Below are 20609 nucleotides of genomic sequence, written 5' to 3' on the forward strand. Positions count from 1 at the left end.
GCCGTGTTGCGCGGTATAGAGGATAGGGCGGCAAGGGAAAGAGGGGAAAGCGGCAATTTCACACCCAATTCCGATACCCCTTGAACCTTTTCGCGCGGTCCCTATAACGCAGGACAATTTGGGCGCTTGGGGGCGCCCTGACTCGCGGACAATCGAAGGAACGTGGCCATGCCGAGAAGAACCGACATCAAGTCGATCATGATCATCGGGGCGGGCCCCATTGTTATCGGTCAGGCCTGCGAGTTCGACTATTCCGGTGCCCAAGCCTGTAAGGCGCTGCGGGAAGAAGGATACCGGGTCATTCTGGTGAACTCAAACCCAGCCACCATCATGACCGATCCCGGGCTGGCGGACGCCACCTATATCGAGCCGATCACCCCCGAAGTTGTTGCTAAGATCATCGAGAAAGAACGCCCCGACGCGCTGCTGCCCACCATGGGTGGGCAGACCGGCCTGAATACCTCGCTCGCGCTGGAAGAAATGGGTGTTCTGGACAGGTTCGGTGTCGAGATGATCGGTGCTAAGCGCGACGCTATCGAGATGGCCGAAGACCGCGCCTTGTTCCGCAAGGCAATGGACCGGTTGGGCCTGGAAAACCCAAAAGCGACCATCGTGACTGCTCCCAAGCGTAAAGACGGTTCCACCGATCTGGACGCCGGTGTGCAGATGGCGCTGGACGAGTTGGAAGAGATCGGCCTGCCTGCCATCATCCGCCCTGCCTTTACCTTGGGCGGTACCGGCGGTGGTGTAGCTTATAACCGCGAGGATTATATCCATTTCTGCCGCTCGGGCATGGATGCCTCGCCGGTCAACCAGATCCTCGTCGATGAAAGCCTGCTGGGTTGGAAAGAATACGAGATGGAGGTGGTGCGCGACACCGCCGACAACGCGATCATCGTCTGTTCCATCGAAAACATTGACCCGATGGGCGTGCACACCGGCGACTCGATCACCGTGGCCCCTGCCCTGACGCTGACCGACAAGGAATACCAGATCATGCGCAACGGCTCGATTGCCGTTCTGCGTGAGATTGGGGTCGAAACCGGCGGTTCAAACGTGCAATGGGCGATCAATCCTGAAGATGGCCGGATGGTCGTGATCGAGATGAACCCGCGCGTTTCTCGTTCATCGGCACTGGCATCGAAAGCGACCGGTTTCCCGATTGCCAAAATCGCGGCAAAACTGGCCGTTGGTTACACGCTGGACGAGTTGGACAACGATATTACCAAGGTCACGCCCGCCTCGTTCGAGCCGACCATCGACTATGTCGTCACCAAGATCCCGAAGTTTGCATTCGAGAAGTTCCCCGGCTCAGAGCCTTACCTGACCACCGCCATGAAGTCGGTGGGTGAGGCCATGTCTATAGGCCGCACGATCCATGAATCGATGCAAAAGGCGCTGGCCTCTATGGAATCGGGCCTGACCGGCTTTGACGAAATCGAAATCCCTGGCCTGAATGTGGGTGTGTGGGAAGAAGCCGACGACAAGGCTGCAGTGATCAAGGCGATCAGCCAACAGACGCCCGACCGTCTGCGTACCATCGCACAGGCCATACGTCACGGTCTGACTGATGACGAGATCTTTGGCGTCACTAAGTTCGACCCTTGGTTTCTTGCCCGTATCCGCGAGATTATTGAGGCCGAGCGTCAGGTCCGCAAAGACGGCCTGCCCGTCACCGAAGAAGGCATCCGTAAGCTGAAAATGCTGGGTTTCACCGATGCGCGCTTGGGTAATCTGACGGGCCGGGACGAGGACAACGTCCGCCGCGCCCGCCGCAATCTGGGCGTCAATGCCGTGTTCAAACGCATCGACACCTGTGCAGCCGAGTTCGAGGCTCAGACGCCTTATATGTATTCGACCTATGAAGCGCCGATGATGGGTGAGGTCGAATGCGAGGCGCGGCCCAGTGATCGCAAAAAGGTCGTCATCCTCGGCGGTGGCCCGAACCGGATCGGTCAGGGGATCGAGTTCGACTATTGCTGCTGCCACGCCTGTTTCGCGCTGACCGAGGCCGGCTATGAGACCATCATGGTCAACTGCAACCCCGAGACAGTCTCGACCGACTATGACACCTCGGATCGCCTGTATTTCGAGCCGCTGACCTTTGAACACGTGATGGAAATCCTGACGAAAGAACAGGAAAACGGCACGTTGCACGGTGTTATCGTACAGTTCGGCGGCCAGACACCACTGAAACTGGCCAACGCGCTGGAGGCCGAGGGTATCCCGATCCTCGGCACCACACCGGACGCCATCGACCTGGCCGAAGACCGTGAGCGGTTCCAGGCGCTGGTCAACAAACTGGGCCTGAAACAGCCGAAAAACGGCATCGCTTCGACTGACGAAAAGGCACTTGAAATTGCCGACGAGATCGGCTTTCCGCTGGTCATCCGCCCCTCCTACGTTTTGGGTGGTCGCGCGATGGAAATCGTGCGCGATATGGACCAGTTGAGACGTTACATCAACGAGGCCGTGGTAGTGTCGGGCGACAGCCCTGTGCTGCTCGACAGTTATTTAGCAGGTGCCGTGGAACTGGATGTAGATGCGCTCTGCGATGGTATTGACGTCCATGTCGCGGGCATCATGCAGCATATCGAAGAGGCGGGTGTCCACTCGGGCGACTCCGCCTGTTCGTTGCCGCCCTACTCACTGTCGAAAGAGATCATCGGTCAGATCAAGGATCAGACCTTCAAACTGGCCAAGGCGCTGAATGTCGTTGGTCTGATGAACGTGCAATTCGCGATCAAGGACGACGAAATCTACCTGATCGAAGTGAACCCCCGTGCCTCGCGCACCGTGCCCTTCGTGGCCAAGGCCACTGACAGCGCGATTGCCTCGATTGCCGCGCGCGTCATGGCAGGCGAGAAACTGTCGAACTTCCCGATGCGTCCGCCGTATCAGGAAGGCAAGGACACCAAGATCGCCGACCAAATGACCCTGGCCGACCCGGACATGCCGTGGTTCTCAGTAAAAGAGGCCGTGCTGCCCTTCGCTCGGTTCCCCGGCGTTGACACCATTTTGGGCCCGGAAATGCGCTCAACCGGCGAGGTTATGGGCTGGGATCGCGACTTCCCGCGCGCCTTCCTTAAGGCGCAGATGGGGGCCGGTATGGTGCTGCCGTCCTCGGGCCGCGCATTTATCTCGATCAAGGATGCTGACAAGACCGCTGCGATGCTCGAGGCCGCTCAGGTTCTGATCCAGCAAGGGTTCAAGCTGATTGCGACCCGCGGCACCCAAAGCTGGCTGTCCAATCACGGCGTGGACTGCGACGTGGTCAACAAGGTCTATGAAGGCCGTCCGGACGTCGTTGACATGCTGAAAGACGGTCAGGTGCAGCTGTTGATGAACACAACCGAAGGCGCACAGGCGGTCGAGGACAGCAAATCCATCCGCTCAATCGCGCTCTATGACAAGATCCCCTATTTCACCACTGCGGCCGCCAGCCATGCTGCGGCACTGGCGATCAAGGCACAGGCCGAAGGGGATGTTGAGGTGAAGTCGCTGCAGGGCTAACTCGCCTGCGGCGAAACCCGCGCATTTTGAACCAAACACACCGCGCCCGTTGACCCCGTGTCTTCGGGCGCGCATCTTTTCTGCAAACGAGCAGAAGGAATACGAAATGCGCAGGTTTATGGTTCTCGCCGCTTTGATGACGCTTGCCGCATGTGATGTACCGCTGATCCCACTGATCTGACACGGCCTTCAGTACTGTTTAGCTGTCCCTGTGCGTGCGCAGGCTGCATGATGCTTTTTTAAACCAGCAGGAGAGCCATGCGCCTTTACACCACATACGGCACAAATGACCTGAAACGGGCCATCCGGTTTTATGGCGCGATCTTTGTTGTTCTGGAACAACCCCGCCTGCCAGGGTGATCCGAGGATCGCGCAGGTTTGGGAAAGGAACCGGAAGACGGTACCGGATTTTGGGTCTGTTCCTCCTTTGACGGCAGGGCCGCCAGCGTGGGCAACGGGACCATGATGGCCTTCCCCGCCAACAACGCGACACAGGTCCGGCAATTTCACGCGGCGGGGCAGCACCACGGCGGCACCGACGAAGGGGTACCGGGCACACGAGAATCCTACGCGCCCGATTTCTATGTCGCCTATCTGCGCCACCCGGATGGCAACAAGCTGTCAGGTTTTTTCAATCACTACGACCCGGCAGAAGATCCGGGCGACTGAAACAGCCGCCCGGTGATTGTCAGGCCGTTGCTGCCTCGCGCTTTTCATCCCGCGCGAATAACACGAGGTAAAAGACCGGCGCCGCAACCATTGTCAGGATCGTGGCGAAGGCCAGGCCACCCATGATCGTCACCGCCATGGAGCGGAAGAACGCATCCGTCAGCAGCGGCGCCATCCCCAGAATGGTGGTAATTGCGGCCAGCATTACGGGGCGCAGACGCGAGACTGAAGCCTCGACAATCGCTTCTCTCAAGGGTTTGCCGGTGGCGCGGACCAGATCGATTTCTTCGACCAGAACGATGCCGTTCTTGATCAGCATCCCCGACAAGCTGAGCAAGCCTAGCAGCGCGGTGAAGGTGAACGGAAGACCGGTGCCCAGCAGGCCGATCACCACGCCGTTCACCGACATCGGAACCAGCAGCCAGATGATGATCGGCTGACGGATTGCATTAAAGATCAGCACCGAGATCAGCACCATGATCAGCAGGCTCAGCGGCAACTGGCGGCCAAGGCTTTCATTGGCTTCACCGGCGTTTTCGAACTCGCCTCCCCATTCCATCCGGTACCCCGGCGGAAGCTCCATACCCTCGATGGCCGCACGGACTTCGGAGTGGACCTGTGCTGCCGTCATATCCGGTGGGATGTCAGCGCCAACGGTGATTGTCAGCACCCGGTCGCGGCGATGCACCAGCGTGTTGAGCGACTTGTATTCGAACCCATCGACCATTTGCTCGATGGGAACAAATTTCTCCGACTGATCCGAGTACACAACCTGATCCACGATCGAGTAGTCCCCGTCCGCGGGGCGGCGCAGGATGATCGGGATCAAGCGGTCCCGCTCGCGGAAGCCGCCGGCAGTGATGCCATCTGTGGAAAACTGTAACGTTGCCGCAATGTCCTCGCGTGAGACACCTGCAGTCTGGGCCCGCTCGGTCGCGTAGATCGGCTGCACTGCCAATTCTTGCTCGCGCCAGTCGTGATAGACGTTCAGCGCGTTGGGCGAGGCCTCGCGCAATTTCAGCACCGCAGCATCGGCCAGTTCGCGCAACACCGCCGGGTCACTTCCCGAGAACCGCGCCTGAACCGGATCACCTCCTCCAGGGCCAAAGATCAAACGCTTGGTACGGAACTGGCCTTCGGGGAATTGCGCCTGACCGAACGCCTCAAGATCCGCCCGCAGCGCCGGGATGTCATCCAGCGTGTTGGTTCGGATGATCATATGACCGTAGCTTGGGTTTGGCTTTTCCGCCGAATAGGTCAGCAGGAACCGAGTTGCACCCTGTCCGACAAAGGTCGTGACGGACACAACATCGTCGCGCTCGGCCAGCCAGTCTTCGAACACGGCCATGTCTTCGGCCGTACGGGCAATCGGCGTACCTTGTGGCAAGTTGTAATGTACGAAGAACAGCGGCGTGTTCGAGTCTGGAAAGAACTGCTGTTTTACCAGACCGAAGCCCGCGAAGCAGGCCACCGTGATTCCGACCAAGGCTGCAATCACCAGCCAGCGCATCCGCAGCGACCAACGCAGGATCGCCCCATAGACACGAAACATGATACCGCCATAGGCATCAACCTCACCCTCTTTACCCTGTTTGAAGAAGTAGTGTCCTAACAAAGGTGTTACGGTCAGCGCCAGCACCCAACTGAGCATCAGTGAGATGCCGATCACCGCAAACAGCGAGAACAGGAATTCGCCAGTCGCATCGGGGCTGAGACCGATCCCGGCAAACGCCATTATGCCGATTACAGTGGCCCCCAGCAGCGGGATCTGCGTCTTGGACGCGGCCTCATCCGCCGCATCGCGCGAGTTCTTACCGCGCAGCATGGCGATCTGCATCCCCTCGGCGACAACGATAGCGTTGTCCACCAGCATCCCCATCGCAATGATCAGGGCGCCGAGCGAAATCCGCTCCATCTCGATCGAAAAAATCGACATGAACAACAATGTGCCCACAACAGTCAGCAACAGAGTCGAGCCAACGACCACCGCCGCGCGCCACCCCATGAATATGCCAAGCACCGCAACCACGATACTGACGGACATCGCCAGATTCACCAGGAAATCGTTGGAGGCCTGCTCGACCACAACATGCTGTTGATAGATCGGCAGGATTTCCACCCCAAATGGGATCTGGGAATCCAGCGCGGCAAACTTGGCATCCGCGCGTTGACCAACCTCGACAATGTTCTCGGTCGACAGCCCCGCGATGCCCAGCGTGAACGCCTCAGTGCCGTTGAACCGGATCATGACATCCGGGTCGGTCTGGCGACCCCGGTAAACGTGGGACATGTCGAACAGGTTGATCACCTGCCCTTGCGATCCCACCGACAACCCGGCAATGGCCGAAACGGTGTCCGACCCTTCGGCCGTCAGGATGGTCGTGCGGTCATTCTCGGACCGAACCGAACCAGATGCATTCACAGAATCTGCGTTGGCAATGGCTTCGTTGATGGTTTGAATAGGTACATTCTGATTCACGGAAATGGCAAGGTCGGGTTCAACAAAGATGGCCTCTTGCGGCAGGCCCATAACCTCGACATCCGCCACACCAGATACGGTCAGCAGCTCGCGTCGCAGAAAAGTCGCCAGTTCGTGTTTCTCGGCGTCTGTAAAACCTTCGGCCGTTACTGCATAAAACAGGCCAAACACATCGCCAAATCCGTCGTTGACCAAAGGCGCGCCAACACCCGGAGGCAAGCTTCGCCCCGCATCGCGCACCTTGGCGCGCAGTTCGGTCCAGATACTCGGCAGTTCCGTGCCGTCATAGGTAGATTTGATCTCGACCTCGATCAGCGAGAAACCAGGTTGGTTGACTGATGTGATGGTATCGACTTCGCCCATTTGCTGAATGGCAGATTCCAGCGGCTCCGAAACCTCCAACGCCACTTGTTCTGCAGTGGCACCCGGATACTGGGTCGCGATGACGGCGTTTTTGATGGTGAAGGCAGGGTCTTCCAATCGGCCCAGCGAAAGGAACCCCCAGATACCGCCAAACAGGGCGAACAGGATGATCAGCCAAGTATAAAGTGGCCGGTCAATTGAGGTGCGTGCGATGTTCATCTGTCCACCCTCAGTTCGCGAAACCGGCAAAGCGGCGTACGGCCTGACCATCGGTCAGTGCTCCCCCACCGGCGACAACGATTTCATCGCCATCCGACAGGCCGGTCAGCACCCGAACATCACCCGTTTGGGTCGGTTCGATAGTAACAGGCACGTAACGGATAGAGCCCTCATCGGCACCGACCGGCGAGAATACCATGACGCCCAGCGCACCATCAGCATCGGCAACGATTGCCGAAGCCGGGACGACTATGCCAGTCCGTGTATCCTGCACCTTAACGTTCACAGTCACGGACGAGCCCGGCAGAATCTGCAGCCCCTCTGGCGGGGTCAGGCCGAACTGGATACGAAACGTCTGCCCCACGCTGGACGTTTCGGCATCGAACTCGCGGATCTCGAGAGGAAACACTTCATCACTGGTGGGGAATTTCGCGGTGATCGTCAGTTCATTTTCTTGAGATGACCGCTGGAACAGAATCTCGGGCACGTCGACCTCGATCCGCAACTCGGACATGTCGTGAATGCGAACAATGGGCGCACCGGCTGACACCGTGGTAAAGGCCTCGACCGCCCGGCTGGACACCAGCGCGTCAAACGGTGCTGTCAGCGTGGCGTGTTCCAGATCGTATTCCGCATCCCGCACCGCGATCTCGGCCAGTTGTGCTGCAGTTTCTGCGTCGTCCACTGCCACCTGGCTGGCCGTCGTTCCCCGCAGGCGCGACAGACGGGCCAAGGTCCGATCAGCCTGGTCCTTTTGCAGCACGGCCCGGTCATAACGGCGCTGGAACGGGGCTTGATCCAGTTGCGCAATCAACTCGCCTTTGGGGATCACAAAGCCTTCGTTCACCGGCATTTCCACGATCTGACCGGATACCTGAAAGGCCAGGTCAACAGTCTGCCGGGCAGCCACGCGCCCGAAAAACTGCCGCGAAAATCCGGGCGAGGTTTCCTGTACCTGCATCAACTTGACTGGCTTGGCCGTGTCTTGCGCCACAGCCGTGGTCGCCAACGCGATCAGGGTCGCGCTTAGAACAGTGAGGAGTTTCATTTCGTCAGTCCCTCGGGAATTCCCGTTTTCAGTATGTTGTCTCGAATTTTGCGCGCCAGCCGCGCGAATTGGGCAGTTTCTTCCGCATCCAGACCAGAAGAGCGGTGGAACACGTCTCCGGCCACGGACACCAGCATGTTGCGCAGGTCCTGGCCCTGCTCTGTCAAAACCAGCAGCCAGGCTCGACGGTCTTCCGGGTCGCGTTCGCGGATCAACAGCCCGGCCTTTTCCAAACCGTCCGCTGTTGCCGTGATGGTCGAAGGGACGGTCAACATATCCACAGCCAATACGCCCATGCGTTTCGGCTGATCCAGTTTAATCAGCATATGGCATTCGAGATGGCTCAGATCGGTTTCGACGCAGTCAAAGGCCTCTTCCAGCTTCCAGTATAAAGCATACACACCCATAATGGCCTGAATCTCAGGACTGAGACGGCTAAGCCTGGTGCTGATATCGTCTGACATACGAACTCTCCGGATGAGTCTGGTTGGTCATATACTTCGAATTTCGAACTATTCAAGATATGAAGCGCAAATAGGAAGAACCTACCACATTCCGTTAGGTCACCATACCTTGATCAAACCCTGCTGTGACTGCATTTTAGGCAAACTCGAAACGTCCAGGACCCGCCATGTATACCCCTGCAATCACCGGCACCGGTGTTTTCACGCCCGAAAGCGTCATCACCAATGCCGAGCTTGTCGCCGCCTTCAACGCCTATGCCGACAAGCAGAACGCTTTGAATGCCGACGCGATAGCAGTTGGCGAGATGGAGCCGATGCAGCATTCCTCCGAGGAGTTCATCCTAAAGGCCTCGGGCATTGAGAACCGCTATGTGATGGACAAGTCGGGTGTTCTGAACCCGGATGTGATGCACCCTCTGCTGCGCCAGCGCAGCGATGAAGAGCCCGGCATCATGACCGAAATGGCTGTGTATGCCTGCAAAAAGGCGTTAGCTCAGGCCGGGCGCAGCGCCGAAGATGTCGATCTGGTGATCTGCGCCGCCTCGAACCACGAACGCGCCTATCCGGCAATTGCAATTGAAATCCAGCAGGCGCTGGGGATCAAAGGGTTCGGTTTCGATATGAACGTCGCCTGTTCCTCGGCCACGTTCGGCATTCAGGCGGCGGCGGACATGATCCGTTCGGGTTCGGTGCGGTCGGCACTGGTGGTGAATCCCGAGATTTGCTCGGGCCATCTGGAATGGCGCGACAGAGACTGTCACTTTATCTTTGGCGACGTGGCCACGGCCACCCTGATCGAACGGATCGAAGACGCGCAAGGCCCTCATTTCGAAATCCTCTCGACCCGCTGTGCCACTTCGTTCTCGAACAACATCCGCAACAACAACGGCTTCCTGCGCCGCTCGCGCCCTGCCGGAGTGGTGGATCGTCGCGATATGCAGTTCATGCAGAACGGTCGCAAGGTGTTTAAGGAAGTGCTGCCGATGGTCAGCAAACACATCTCGGATCACATGGAGTCCGAAGGCGTGGCCAGCAGTGACCTGAAACGCCTGTGGCTGCATCAGGCCAACAAGACGATGAACGATTTCATCGGGAAAAAGGTGCTGGGCCGCGAGCCTGAGGCCGGTGAGCAACCCAACATCCTGCAGGACTATGCCAATACATCCTCGGCCGGGTCGATCATTGCGTTCTCCAAGTATTCCGATGATCTGACGGATGGGGATGTCGGGCTGATCTGCTCGTTCGGGGCCGGGTATTCGGTGGGGTCGGTGATCGTGAAGCGGCGCGGTTAGTGGGCTGTTTCCAGAATTCGCACAAAAGAGTGTTCGACTGTCTGCTTTGAGCCCTTTGTGTCAATTGCGGTGCTGTTCAAAATGATCAAAAAGTTCAAGTAAGTTTCGGCACACTAGTATCGAGCCAACAGTTTAACGACGTCGTCTCTCCATTGGTCGAGGTCAAGCTCGTCGTAACGGCCATCTAGCAGGAAAGTCAGCGCCAAAGTAAAACACCTGTAGATATCCTCAGTGGACTCTGGTTGGACGTTATGAAACGCGATGACCGAACGTTCTACAGCTAAAGGAGGGACAATCTCTTGCACGTAGCATGTGTCCGACACCGTGTCCTGTGAGAGCAGCGCTTCTTCCCAAGAGCCTTCAATGAACCCTATGGCGTCGGGGTTTAACCTTCGGTCCTGAATGATGTTGGGCTCTGACACAAAGACAAGATTTGGATTTGTAATTTCCTTGTTGAAATCTAAATCCTTGCTGACATCTCCATTTGGTCGCAAGGCTACAAATGTAGCTGCAATTGCATCAAGCACAAATTGATCTCTCGGGTTACTTGCTTGATTGAAGAAAACCGGCTTGGGATAGATCTCCCTAGTAGAAGTATCCGCGATTGACTCTGATGGCGCGAACGTCAACGCCGCGACCGACAGAGCGTTTGCCAAGCAGAAACTCAGGCAAGAAAGTCCATTCGTCAAGAATTGCAGCAATGTACTAGCCTCTGCTCTTTTGGGATCTTTCTCAAATGGCTGTACACAGAGGTTGGTGTCAACATTTTCAGATGAAGTCTAGTTGCCAACCACATTAGTCCGTCGGTTGCATGAGTTGTCGACGCGCTCAGATCGTCACTTCAATGGCAGCTTTGTCCGCAAACCAGACCTTTGTAGCTCGCGTCATCAGATATTCGTAATCAGAAGGTTAGCGACTAACCCTAGCTTACGCTTTCCTCTTCCAGATGCAGCTTCATCTCGATCAGCACCTGTTGCAGCAGGCTGGTTTCCTTGAGCAGGCGCTTGGCTTCGTTCACGGTGATGATGCCGTCTTCGATTGCGGCCTGATATTCGGTCATCAGCATCGCGAACCGCTGGCTCAGGGCGATGACGTCCGAGTTCACTCCGCCGGTGCGCGGTGTGTCCGCATTGCGACCGTCATAGGACAAGGTGATGTTTTTCAGATCGGCCAGTGCCGAGGTGACATGCGGATAGGTAGAAACGGCCTCAAGCCGCGCGACTGAATCCACCGGCATGAACCGATCAACATGTTCGGCGTTGTCTGAATAATACCGGCCCAGAGTCGCCTTGGATTTGCCAGTGATCTCACATGCGGATTCAATGCCGACGTCCTTGACCAATGCTTCTGTGTGTTTTTTCAGATAGGCCCCGATATCTGCCATGTTTTTACCTTTTCTGCCTGTCTCTCCCACAACATCTGCCACTGTGGGGGAAAGGGAAAAGAAATTTCCCATACTCGAGTCTTAATTGAAATGTCATACATTGGCTATCCCTCAGATATTCGGGGGTTTTGTGAGTGAGTGGCGGCCGTTTAGGCCGGTGACGAGTAATTGCGGGGCAGAATACTAGCCTCGCTCTGTTTTGGCCGCATGTCGGCCAACGGCGTCGTTGTTGTGAAAGCGGGGGATCCATCCCCCTTGAGCTTAGGCTCGGCCCCTGCAACAACAGCGGCGACGTCGCTTGTTTCGTATCTTGCCCAAGGGGGTAAGGCGTTTTAGACCCGGGCGCATGGCAAAGCTGTATTTCAACTATTCGACCATGAACGCGGGTAAATCGACCGTGTTGCTGCAGGCCTCGCACAACTATCGTGAAAGGGGCATGGACACTTATCTGATGACCGCTGCTCTGGATGGACGGGCCGGCGCGGGGAAGATCGCCTCGCGGATCGGGATTTCCGCCGATGCCGATACGTTCTCGGGGGGCGATGACGTGTTTGCAATGATTGAGACGCGCCTGAACCGAGGTCAGATCGCCTGCGTTTTCGTGGATGAGGCGCAGTTTCTGACCGAAGAGCAAGTCTGGCAACTGGCCCGCGCAGTGGATGATCTGCGTGTTCCGGTCCTGACCTATGGGTTGCGGGTGGATTTTCAGGGGCACTTGTTCCCCGGATCAGCTGCCCTGCTGGCGCTAGCGGATGAGATGCGAGAGGTCCGCACGATCTGCAGATGCGGCCGCAAGGCGACGATGGTGATTCGCCAGGACGAAAACGGCAAGACCATCACCGAGGGAGCACAGGTACAGATAGGTGGGAACGAGACCTATGTCTCGCTCTGCCGCAAACACTGGCGCGAGGCAATCGGATCTTAAACCGGATTTGGCAGCGCGCGACCCGCGACGAAGGCGGCGACGTTGTCCAGCGCAATGTGCCCCATATCGGTGCGCACCTCTTCGGTAGCGGTACCCAGATGAGGCAACAGGGTCACGTTCTCCATATTGCTCAGAGCTTGCGGAACGGCGGGTTCGAATTCGTAGACATCCAACCCCGCACCCGCAATCTGGCCCGATTGAAGCGCGGCGATCAGGGCGGTCTCGTCCACAACCTCTCCACGCGCGATGTTGATCAGGATGGCCGAGGGGTTCATCGCCTCCAACACCTGTGCGTTGATCAGGTGGCGGGTTTCGGCACCGCCAGGGACGGCCAGGATTAGAAAATCGACCGATCCGGCCAAAGCGGCCAGGTCGGGGGTGAATTCAGCGGCAAAGTCCAAGTCCTTCGGGCTGCGGGACTGATAGGCGACCTGCATTCCAAACCCGAAATGGCAACGGCGCGCGATGGCCTGACCAATCCGTCCCATGCCGACGATGCCGACTCGTTTGCCGGTGACGTGATGACCCAGCATCTGCGTCGGGTGCCAGCCCTGCCAGTAACCAGCCCGAACCAGCCGTTCGCCCTCGCCCGCGCGGCGCGCGGTCGACAGCAGCAGGGTCATGGCGATGTCGGCGGTGGCATCGGTCACTGCCCCGGGTGTATTGGTGACGGCAATGCCAGCGGCACGGGCCGCGTCTACGTCGATATGATTGTAGCCGACGCCGAAATTTGCCAGCAGTTTGCAGCGCGGTTTGGGCGCTTCGGCGAACACCTGAGCCGAGAATAGATCGCCTAGTGTGGGCACAACCACGTCAAAGTCAGTCAGCGCGCGCAGCATCTCATCGCGTGTCAAAGGCAGCGTTTCACTGCGGATCTCGACATCAAACTCTGCGCGGGCGCGGGCCTCGACGGCAGCCGTCATTGGGCGAGCGATAAACAGTTTCATCAGTGCATTCGCCCGCCAACAGGAACCTCGCCGTCCGGGCCGATCAGGACGATTTCACCGTTTTCATCGGGCAGACCCAGTACCAGAACCTCAGACATGAACCGGCCGATCTGGCGTGGTGGGAAGTTCACGACGGCCATCACCTGCTTACCTACCAGCGTCGCCGGATCGTAATGCGCGGTGACCTGGGCCGAGGTTTTTCGCTCGCCGATCTCATCGCCGAAATCGATCCACATCTTGATCGCCGGTTTGCGGGCTTCGGGATAGGGTTCGGCGCGGGTCACTTCACCCACGCGTATATCAACCTTGAGAAAGTCGTCGAAGGTAATCTCACTCACGGGACAGCTCCTTGGATCGGTCGGTTGCAGCTTTGACAGCGCGGTACAGCAGGTCGGGGAAGCCCTCTTCTTCGTGCATCAGCACTTCAAGCGCGGCCTGCGTGGTGCCGTTTGGTGAGGTCACGTTGATACGAAGCTGTGAAGGGTCTTCCTCGGCCGCCTTCGCCAACGCCCCTGCCCCGGCCACGGTTGATTTGGCCAGCTTCATCGCCAACTCATGCGGCAGGCCCTGCGCCTGCCCGGCAGCTGCCAGTGTTTCGATCAAATGGAACACATAGGCCGGACCTGAGCCGCTGAGGCCGGTGACGGCGTCCATTTGCGCCTCGTCCTGCAACAGAACCGTTTCACCAATGGCCGACAGCAGGTTTTCGGTCAGCGCTAAATCAGCATCCGATGCAACCGAGTTGCCGATCAAGGCTGTGATTCCCTGCCGGATCGCGGCTGGAGTGTTTGGCATGGCGCGCACGATCGGTGTGTCGTCACCCAAAACGGATTCGAATGTGGCAATCGAGGTGCCCGCAGCGACCGACACGAACAGACTGCGACCCCCTCCCAAAGCTTTTATGGCGTGCAGGGCCTCACCCATCATCTGCGGTTTGACGGCCACCAGCACCACCGCGGGCGCTTCGGGCAAAGGTGTGTTGATATTGACACCCTGCGCCTTCAACCAGTCCGAGGGGTTCGGGTCGATCACCCAGACAGCGGACGCAGTAAGGCCATGCTCCAACCATCCGGCGAGCATGGCCGATCCCATCTTACCGCATCCCAAAAGCACCAGCCCCTGCTCGGCGACGCGTGACATGTCCATGATTGCCCCTCCCCCTACACGGTTTGGGGCAAAGCTTTACGCGCGGCCGTAGGCCTCTGCAATGGCGACTTGCATCGCCTCTTCAGGGGTACGGTTGCCCCATGTGACCAGTTGGATTGCCGGGTAGAACCGTTCGGCGCTCAGCACCGCTGCGTTGATCAGGGTGTCGATCTGTTCTGGGCTCGCCATCTGACCGCCGGCCAGAACCAGTCCGTACCGATAGACCATCAGTTTCTGGTTGGCCCAATAGGTGAACGCCCCCGCCCAGCACTGATCATTCATCTTGTTCAGCAGCTCATACAGCTCGTTTTCGCGTTCGGACGGAGGCTCCATTTCAAAGGAGCAGACCATCCGCAGGGTTTCATCATAGTGCGACCAGGCCAAAGTGATCGAATACGTCCGCCACTGCCCTTCGACAGCCATGGCGATCTGATCATCCCCGATCCGGTCAAAGTCCCAGTCGTGATGTTCGGCCAAATGTTCAACAATATCAATCGGATGAAGGTCTTCTTCGAGAAACTGCTCGGAAAGGGCCATAATGCCACCTCACTAATCTCTAGCATTTTGGGGCTGGCAGCGCCCCAGCGCTAGTTGCCTGCTCTACAAGCCGGGCTTCCCCCGTAGGCCTGTACTAAATATGGTGCGACGCAAGATGGGTTCTGGCAACCCTATTTATTGGGGATAACAGCAATAAGTTGTGGACAGAAGGCAACTGCGATCAAAATATTGGCTCATCACGCAGCTTTGTCTTGATTAAACTCCGCAAGACGGCAAGATGCACGACACCGCACAACCCGGGTCCGGATTGTACGGTGAATGTGTTTTACCGAAAACTGAATGTGGGCTTACTTTTCCAGCTTCGCCTCAAGCGCGGCAATGCGTGCTTCAAGCGCTGCGTTCTCTTCACGCGCCTTCTGGGCCATTGCGCGAACGGCATCGAATTCCTCACGCGTGACGAAATCCCGGTCGGCTAGCCAGCGGTCGATCATAGACTTCATCGCATTCTCGGCCTCTTCCCGCGCGCCCTGAGCCACACCCATGGCATTGGTCATCAGCTGGGATACGTCGTCGAGAATCTTGTTGCGGGTTTGCATGGCTTTACTCCGAAATCGCGGTTGGTCTCTATATGGGGAATGATTGGCGCAGGCTCAAGGTTGACTTGCCCAGTAAACCCCGGGCAATGAGACGCACATGCAGGCTGTTTTGAATTTCCCCGATCTGTCTCCCGAATTGTTCTCGATCTCGCTGTTCGGGATGGAGTTCGTGCTGCGGTGGTACGCGTTGGCCTATATCGCAGGTATCCTGATTGCATGGCGGATGGGCGTTATGGCGCTGAAGCGCCCGGCACTGTGGCCCGACAAGACTCCGCCGATGAAACCCGAACAGCTTGAGGATCTGATCACCTGGATCATCCTCGGCGTGATTCTCGGGGGGCGCTTGGGGTTCGTGTTGTTCTATCAGCCGTCTTACTACCTTTCGAATCCGCTGGAGATCGTGAAAGTCTGGCAAGGCGGTATGGCCTTCCATGGCGGGTTGCTGGGGGTGGTGATTGCGTCTTTCCTCTATGCACGGCGCCACCAGATTCCGGTTCTGCCCATGGCGGACCTGATCGCCCATACCGTGCCACCGGGGTTGTTGCTGGGCCGGTTGGCAAATTTCATCAATGCGGAACTCTGGGGCCGACCGAGCGAGCTGCCCTGGGCCGTGATCTTCCCGGGTGCGGCCGCACAGGACTGCCCCGGCGTGGTGGCGGGCATGTGCGCACGGCATCCGTCGCAACTGTACGAGGCCGCATTGGAAGGGCTGCTGCTGGGCGCTCTTTTGCTGTGGCTGGTTTATCGGCGCGGCGCCTTTCACAAACCCGGCCTGATCATGGGCCTATTCATGGCGGGTTATGGTGCCTCGCGTTTCATTGTCGAGTTCTTCCGTCAGCCCGACGCGCAGTTCATCTCGGCCGGCAATCCGCTGGGACTGGCCCTGCAAGTCGGTGGATATGGCCTGACGATGGGGCAATTGCTGTCGCTTCCGATGATCGCACTTGGCTTGTGGTTTGCCTTGCGTGCAAGATCGGTATCATGAGCCTGGAAGATCATCTGCTGGCGCGTATCGCGCAGGACGGCCCGATGAGCGTGGCCGATTACATGACCGAATGCCTGCTGCACCCGACGCACGGCTATTACACCACCCGCGACCCGCTGGGCGCACAGGGGGATTTCGTCACCGCCCCGGAAATCAGCCAGATGTTTGGGGAACTGATTGGCCTGTCTCTGGCGCAGAGTTGGCTGGATCAGGGGCACCCGGGCCGTTTCGTGCTGGCCGAGCTTGGCCCGGGGCGCGGCACACTGATGTCGGACATGCTGCGCGCCACAGCTCGCGTACCGGGGTTTCTCGACGCCGCCGAAATTGTGCTTGTCGAGGCCTCTCCTACCCTGCGGGACATGCAGGCGCAGACCTTGAAGGAGTTTAAGCCGCGCTGGATCGATTCTGTTGCGGACCTGCCCGAAGCACCGCTGTTTCTGGTCGCGAACGAGTTTTTCGACGCCCTGCCAATCCGCCAGTTCCTGCGTGACGGCAATGGGTGGCGGGAACGTCTGATCGGTGCGGATGGCGAATCGCTGACTTGGGGGCTGGGGCCGCGGGGCGAACAAGTTGCCCTGAAGTATCGGCTGTATGACACCAAAGACGGCGATCTGGTCGAGCTGTGCGCAGCGGCGATTCCCATCATCACCGTGATCGCAGGGCGGATCGGCACCCATGGTGGTGCAGGGCAGATCGTGGATTACGGTGACTGGCACTCTCTAGGTGACACTTTTCAGGCACTGCAGGCGCATGAACGCACTGATCCTCTGGTCCTGCCCGGTCAGGCCGACCTGACAGCGCATGTGGATTTCGAACCGCTGGCCCTGGCAACTCGCGCTGCTGGATGCGCCCATTCGCGCCTGACACCGCAGGGCGTGTTCCTTGAACGACTGGGAATCACCAACCGCGCGCAGGCATTGGCTGCATCTCTCAGCGGGTCTGAGCTTGATGCACTGGTTGCCGCACATCGGCGGTTGACCCATCCCGAGGAAATGGGAAACCTGTTCAAAGTGCTGGGCCTCTACCCTACCCCTTCCTCACCGCCACCGGGACTGGAGCCATGACCCTCGAGATTTTGACCTCAGATTTACTGTCGCCCATGCGTCACGGGTTTTTCAGCCGCCGCGGCGGTGCATCTTCGGGCGTTTTTGCCGGGCTCAACTGCGGCTATGGCTCATCCGACCAAACCGAGGCCGTCACATTGAATCGCAGCCGCGTGGCGCAGGCGATGGACGTCGTGCCCGAGGCGCTGATCGGCGTTCATCAGGTCCATTCCCCAACCGTGCTAACCGTCGATGCCCCCATCAATGGCGAAAAACCCAAGGCCGACGCGGTGGTCACGGCAACACCCGATCTGGCCCTGACGATTCTTACAGCCGACTGCCAACCGGTCCTGTTTGCCGATTCTGACGCAAATGTGATCGGGGCAGCCCATGCCGGTTGGCGCGGCGCGCTGGACGGGGTGCTTGAGGCAACCCTTGATGCGATGGAAGCCTTGGGTGCCAATCGGGAAAACACCGTAGCGGTGATCGGGCCGTCAATCTCGCAGCGCGCTTATGAGGTGGGACCCGAGTTTCTGGACGAGTTCATCGCTGATTCCCCGGAAAACCTGCAGTTCTTCGCTAATGGCAACGGTGACAGGTTGCAATTTGACCTGCCTGCCTTTGGCCTGCACCGGCTGCGCCAGGCCGGTGTCGGCCAAGCCGAATGGACCCGGCACTGCACTTACTCGGACCCTGACAGATTCTATTCCTACCGCCGGTCGACCCACGCGAAAGAGGCCGACTACGGCCGCCTGATTTCAGCCATAAAACTTTAAGAACTCGTCCGGGCTACGTTTGTCTTGCCGCTTTTTTGCCACAATTCTTTTGTCTACCTGAGTCGCAACAACTCATTTTTTATTGTCCGCTCTCAGTTGGTTATCAGCCGAAACCTTAGCCGAGCGCGACGTATCCGCAAAAGAGGAGTCGCTAGCTGCGCATTGTCCTGAATTCATCCCGGATCAGCCTTATCGCCGCCGCAATGACACTTCACATTGGGAGCTCAGAGGAAACGGGACAGACGCTCCCAAACGGGCAGGACATAACATGAAGACGAAATCGCGCTTTCTCAGTGCCGTGGTTGCGGCCACCAGAGAGCAACAGCTGGAAATGCCGTGGAAACGGGTCTCCAGCCATTCGGTCAGAGTTGCGCGCCGCCTGGCGGCACGTCGCTGATCAAAAGGCCCCGTGAACCAAGCTGCCGGTTTTTAGGGGGTAAAGACGCACACCGGAGGAAGGCTCCGATCTGGTGTGTGGCCTGCCGCGAGTATTGTGTGCGGATCAGGTTTGGGGCGTGTGTGCGCAGGTAATTTCGCCTGCGTTTGTGTGAGTTTGTCTGGGGGGACCAGTGGTGACTAAAAGCATAGGGAATATTGTTTCGACAAGCGCAAACCGTGCCTGTCGTCCTGCAGTCACCAGTTTCTTGCGAGACAAAAGTAAATCCGATCAGGCGGGCCTGTACGGGGGTTCAGCTTGTCTGTGCGGTAGTTAGAGGGGACGGAATTGAAATGGATATTCCACGTTCGTTATCGCGCGCTGCAAGAAATGCCGTTGAAACCTCGCCGTTGCTGCGCGACGCACCGAGGCCGACGATTCAAAAAAAGGCGCAGTTGCGGCGCTATGAGGTCAGTACTCTGATGAGAAACGGGGATGTCGTACAGACCCGGCACATTGCGCCCGCCCTGCCCATGTTCGAAGACGCGTTTTGCGCCTTTACCCGGGGATCTCTGGTTGAAACCGAATTCGGGCCAATGGCGATTGAAGACCTGCTGCCCGGCGACACCGTACTGACGCAATGCGGTGCCTCTGAAACAGTACTGTGGAAAGGGTCTGTCACTCTGGTGCCCGGGCGCGAAGACGCTCGCGGCAGGACACGACCACTGACACGGATCATGGCCGACACGTTCGGGATGCAAAAACCGATGTCGGGCGTCATCGCCGGCCCTGCCGCGCGGTTGCTGGGAACGCCTGCGCACCTGCGGCATCTACACGGCGACGATCAGGTTCTGACACCGGTCCACGAGTTCCAGGACGGTACAAGCGTCATCGAAACGCTGCCACCGACACCAGTCGAGTTGTTTCATATCTGTCTGAAACGCCATTCAGTGATCAGGGTCGACGGGTTGCAGTTCGAATCCTATCACCCCGGCATCAACACCATTCGCAGAGTCAGCCAGTCACTGAGGTCGATCTATCTGAACCTGTTTTCGCATATCGACACGTTAAACGACTTCGGGCCGCTGGTTTTGCCGCGCGCCGGGGACGGAGAGGTGAATGCGATAACCGCTTGAATCCGGGCTTTTTCTGCAATGTGGGGGCGTTATGCAGTTGTTGTTAAGTTGGGTGTTTTACATGACGGTGGCAGCTTTTCTGCCACCGATGAAGCCGCACCCGAAGGGGACGGCGCTCACGCCGTCCGATTCATTCGTTCTTCCAGAACATCAAAAGGTACGCCGGGCTCGTCTTTTGCACCGCGAATGACCAGCGAGGTCTTGACGCTGGCCACGTTTGGCGTGGTCAGCAACTCGCCCGTCAGAAATTGCTGAAAACTGCTCAGGTCCGGTGCCACGCATTTCAGGATGAAATCAACTTCGCCATTCAGCATGTGGCACTCCCGCACCAGCGGCCATTCGCGACAGCGTTCCTCAAATGCGCTCAGTTCGGATTCGGGCTGGCTTTCAAGGCCGACCATGGCAAAGACCTGAACTTCGAATCCCAGCTCGCGCGAATTCACCTCGGCGTGGTAACCGCGGATCAGGCCCGATTCTTCCAGCGTGCGCACACGCCGCAAGCACGGAGGTGCCGAAATACCAACGCGCTTTGCCAGCTCGACGTTGGTCATGCGACCGTCTGCCTGCAATTCCGCCAGAATCTTGCGGTCAATCTCATCCAGCCGTATCGCGACCATCTAATGCTCCTGATTTTTCGGTTGTTATATCAGCACCCGGCAGATGCGCAATATTCTTTCGCGGTCGCGCAATATTGTTTATTTTCAATGTCCTTTTTTTGTGCGCCATTCTCGGGGCACATAGCGGATGTGA

20 protein-coding genes are annotated in these 20609 nt (G+C 58.1%); 9 read left to right on the forward strand and 11 right to left on the reverse strand.

Going from position 1 to position 20609, the window contains the following annotated elements:
• Positions 1-168: 168 nt before the first annotated feature.
• Positions 169-3513, forward strand: a complete 3345-nt coding sequence (gene carB / locus ACR1XY_RS04315; protein ID WP_480590211.1) for a carbamoyl-phosphate synthase large subunit — start codon at positions 169-171, stop codon at positions 3511-3513.
• A gap of 378 nt (positions 3514-3891) precedes the next feature.
• Complete coding sequence (locus ACR1XY_RS04320) at positions 3892-4182, forward strand: VOC family protein (protein ID WP_480590213.1); 291 nt, start codon at positions 3892-3894, stop codon at positions 4180-4182.
• 19 nt (positions 4183-4201) lie between these two features.
• Here the strand turns inward: ACR1XY_RS04320 and ACR1XY_RS04325 are convergent, their stop codons facing one another.
• From ACR1XY_RS04325 to ACR1XY_RS04335, 3 genes are read right to left on the reverse strand one after another with little or no spacing between them, the layout of a single operon-like run.
• Positions 4202-7243, reverse strand: a complete 3042-nt coding sequence (locus ACR1XY_RS04325; protein ID WP_480590215.1) for an efflux RND transporter permease subunit — start codon at positions 7241-7243, stop codon at positions 4202-4204.
• 10 nt (positions 7244-7253) lie between these two features.
• On the reverse strand, positions 7254-8291 hold the full coding sequence (locus ACR1XY_RS04330; protein WP_480590217.1) for an efflux RND transporter periplasmic adaptor subunit: 1038 nt from the start codon (positions 8289-8291) through the stop codon (positions 7254-7256).
• Entirely contained in the window at positions 8288-8755 is a 468-nt protein-coding gene (locus tag ACR1XY_RS04335; protein WP_480590218.1) for a MarR family winged helix-turn-helix transcriptional regulator, read from the reverse strand. Before ACR1XY_RS04335 ends, ACR1XY_RS04330 begins: the two co-directional genes overlap by 4 nt.
• Positions 8756-8922: 167 nt before the next feature.
• Here ACR1XY_RS04335 and ACR1XY_RS04340 point away from each other — a divergent pair, with 167 nt between their 5' ends.
• Positions 8923-10047, forward strand: a complete 1125-nt coding sequence (locus ACR1XY_RS04340) for a beta-ketoacyl-ACP synthase III (protein WP_480590220.1) — start codon at positions 8923-8925, stop codon at positions 10045-10047.
• Positions 10048-10160: 113 nt separating this feature from the next.
• On the opposite strand, the gene ACR1XY_RS04345 is transcribed toward ACR1XY_RS04340, so the two are convergent.
• Together ACR1XY_RS04345 and ACR1XY_RS04350 are read right to left on the reverse strand one after the other, a co-directional pair.
• Positions 10161-10703: a hypothetical protein gene (locus tag ACR1XY_RS04345; protein ID WP_480590222.1), complete on the reverse strand. Its 543-nt coding sequence runs from the start codon at positions 10701-10703 to the stop codon at positions 10161-10163.
• 266 nt (positions 10704-10969) lie between these two features.
• Positions 10970-11431, reverse strand: coding sequence for a hypothetical protein (locus tag ACR1XY_RS04350; protein ID WP_480590224.1), 462 nt, complete (start codon positions 11429-11431; stop codon positions 10970-10972).
• A 346-nt stretch (positions 11432-11777) separates the two neighbouring features.
• Here ACR1XY_RS04350 and ACR1XY_RS04355 point away from each other — a divergent pair, with 346 nt between their 5' ends.
• On the forward strand, positions 11778-12356 hold the full coding sequence (locus tag ACR1XY_RS04355; protein WP_480590226.1) for a thymidine kinase: 579 nt from the start codon (positions 11778-11780) through the stop codon (positions 12354-12356).
• Here the strand turns inward: ACR1XY_RS04355 and ACR1XY_RS04360 are convergent.
• From ACR1XY_RS04360 to ACR1XY_RS04380, 5 genes are all read right to left on the reverse strand, one after another.
• Complete coding sequence (locus tag ACR1XY_RS04360; protein WP_480590228.1) at positions 12353-13303, reverse strand: 2-hydroxyacid dehydrogenase; 951 nt, start codon at positions 13301-13303, stop codon at positions 12353-12355. The two genes, ACR1XY_RS04355 and ACR1XY_RS04360, sit on opposite strands and share 4 nt — an antisense overlap.
• Positions 13303-13641 carry a tRNA-binding protein gene (locus ACR1XY_RS04365; protein WP_170670547.1) on the reverse strand — a complete coding sequence of 113 codons (339 nt, stop codon included), beginning with the start codon at positions 13639-13641 and terminating at the stop codon, positions 13303-13305. Before ACR1XY_RS04365 ends, ACR1XY_RS04360 begins: the two co-directional genes overlap by 1 nt.
• Positions 13634-14449 carry a pyrroline-5-carboxylate reductase gene (gene proC / locus ACR1XY_RS04370; protein ID WP_480590230.1) on the reverse strand — a complete coding sequence of 272 codons (816 nt, stop codon included), beginning with the start codon at positions 14447-14449 and terminating at the stop codon, positions 13634-13636. The genes ACR1XY_RS04365 and proC overlap by 8 nt, the downstream gene beginning before the upstream one ends.
• A gap of 36 nt (positions 14450-14485) precedes the next feature.
• Entirely contained in the window at positions 14486-14986 is a 501-nt protein-coding gene (locus ACR1XY_RS04375) for a type III secretion system chaperone family protein (RefSeq protein ID WP_480590232.1), read from the reverse strand.
• Between the two features lie 308 nt (positions 14987-15294).
• The gene (locus tag ACR1XY_RS04380; protein ID WP_171669487.1) at positions 15295-15543 is read right to left on the reverse strand and encodes an accessory factor UbiK family protein; all 249 of its coding nucleotides are present in this window, start codon (positions 15541-15543) and stop codon (positions 15295-15297) included.
• Between the two features lie 97 nt (positions 15544-15640).
• Here ACR1XY_RS04380 and lgt point away from each other — a divergent pair, with 97 nt between their 5' ends.
• The 5 genes from lgt (at position 15641) to ACR1XY_RS04405 (ending at position 19859) form a co-directional block, all read left to right on the forward strand.
• Complete coding sequence (lgt, locus tag ACR1XY_RS04385) at positions 15641-16528, forward strand: prolipoprotein diacylglyceryl transferase (protein WP_480590234.1); 888 nt, start codon at positions 15641-15643, stop codon at positions 16526-16528.
• Positions 16525-17592 carry a class I SAM-dependent methyltransferase gene (locus ACR1XY_RS04390; protein ID WP_480590236.1) on the forward strand — a complete coding sequence of 356 codons (1068 nt, stop codon included), beginning with the start codon at positions 16525-16527 and terminating at the stop codon, positions 17590-17592. The genes lgt and ACR1XY_RS04390 overlap by 4 nt, the downstream gene beginning before the upstream one ends.
• On the forward strand, positions 17589-18347 hold the full coding sequence (gene pgeF, locus ACR1XY_RS04395) for a peptidoglycan editing factor PgeF (protein WP_480590238.1): 759 nt from the start codon (positions 17589-17591) through the stop codon (positions 18345-18347). The genes ACR1XY_RS04390 and pgeF overlap by 4 nt, the downstream gene beginning before the upstream one ends.
• A 268-nt stretch (positions 18348-18615) precedes the next feature.
• Positions 18616-18744, forward strand: a complete 129-nt coding sequence (locus ACR1XY_RS04400; protein ID WP_302478180.1) for a hypothetical protein — start codon at positions 18616-18618, stop codon at positions 18742-18744.
• A 332-nt stretch (positions 18745-19076) separates the two neighbouring features.
• Positions 19077-19859, forward strand: a complete 783-nt coding sequence (locus ACR1XY_RS04405; protein WP_480590241.1) for a Hint domain-containing protein — start codon at positions 19077-19079, stop codon at positions 19857-19859.
• Positions 19860-19975: 116 nt separating this feature from the next.
• Here the strand turns inward: ACR1XY_RS04405 and ACR1XY_RS04410 are convergent, their stop codons facing one another.
• Positions 19976-20476 carry an Lrp/AsnC family transcriptional regulator gene (locus ACR1XY_RS04410; protein WP_480590243.1) on the reverse strand — a complete coding sequence of 167 codons (501 nt, stop codon included), beginning with the start codon at positions 20474-20476 and terminating at the stop codon, positions 19976-19978.
• Positions 20477-20609 lie beyond the last annotated feature (133 nt).

Source organism: Ruegeria sp. AD11(2025) (genome assembly GCF_056542405.1).

Bases quoted from the DNA above. Each gene is read 5' to 3' on its own strand.
- carB (WP_480590211.1), top strand. From the start codon at position 169: ATGCCGAGAAGAACCGACATCAAGTCGATCATGATCATCGGGGCGGGC.
- ACR1XY_RS04325 (WP_480590215.1), bottom strand. From the start codon at position 7,243: ATGAACATCGCACGCACCTCAATTGACCGGCCACTTTATACTTGGCTG.
- ACR1XY_RS04330 (WP_480590217.1), bottom strand. From the start codon at position 8,291: ATGAAACTCCTCACTGTTCTAAGCGCGACCCTGATCGCGTTGGCGACC.
- ACR1XY_RS04335 (WP_480590218.1), bottom strand. From the start codon at position 8,755: ATGTCAGACGATATCAGCACCAGGCTTAGCCGTCTCAGTCCTGAGATT.
- ACR1XY_RS04340 (WP_480590220.1), top strand. From the start codon at position 8,923: ATGTATACCCCTGCAATCACCGGCACCGGTGTTTTCACGCCCGAAAGC.
- ACR1XY_RS04350 (WP_480590224.1), bottom strand. From the start codon at position 11,431: ATGGCAGATATCGGGGCCTATCTGAAAAAACACACAGAAGCATTGGTC.
- ACR1XY_RS04355 (WP_480590226.1), top strand. From the start codon at position 11,778: ATGGCAAAGCTGTATTTCAACTATTCGACCATGAACGCGGGTAAATCG.
- ACR1XY_RS04360 (WP_480590228.1), bottom strand. From the start codon at position 13,303: ATGAAACTGTTTATCGCTCGCCCAATGACGGCTGCCGTCGAGGCCCGC.
- proC (WP_480590230.1), bottom strand. From the start codon at position 14,449: ATGGACATGTCACGCGTCGCCGAGCAGGGGCTGGTGCTTTTGGGATGC.
- ACR1XY_RS04375 (WP_480590232.1), bottom strand. From the start codon at position 14,986: ATGGCCCTTTCCGAGCAGTTTCTCGAAGAAGACCTTCATCCGATTGAT.
- ACR1XY_RS04380 (WP_171669487.1), bottom strand. From the start codon at position 15,543: ATGCAAACCCGCAACAAGATTCTCGACGACGTATCCCAGCTGATGACC.
- lgt (WP_480590234.1), top strand. From the start codon at position 15,641: ATGCAGGCTGTTTTGAATTTCCCCGATCTGTCTCCCGAATTGTTCTCG.
- ACR1XY_RS04390 (WP_480590236.1), top strand. From the start codon at position 16,525: ATGAGCCTGGAAGATCATCTGCTGGCGCGTATCGCGCAGGACGGCCCG.
- pgeF (WP_480590238.1), top strand. From the start codon at position 17,589: ATGACCCTCGAGATTTTGACCTCAGATTTACTGTCGCCCATGCGTCAC.
- ACR1XY_RS04400 (WP_302478180.1), top strand. From the start codon at position 18,616: ATGAAGACGAAATCGCGCTTTCTCAGTGCCGTGGTTGCGGCCACCAGA.
- ACR1XY_RS04405 (WP_480590241.1), top strand. From the start codon at position 19,077: ATGGATATTCCACGTTCGTTATCGCGCGCTGCAAGAAATGCCGTTGAA.
- ACR1XY_RS04410 (WP_480590243.1), bottom strand. From the start codon at position 20,476: ATGGTCGCGATACGGCTGGATGAGATTGACCGCAAGATTCTGGCGGAA.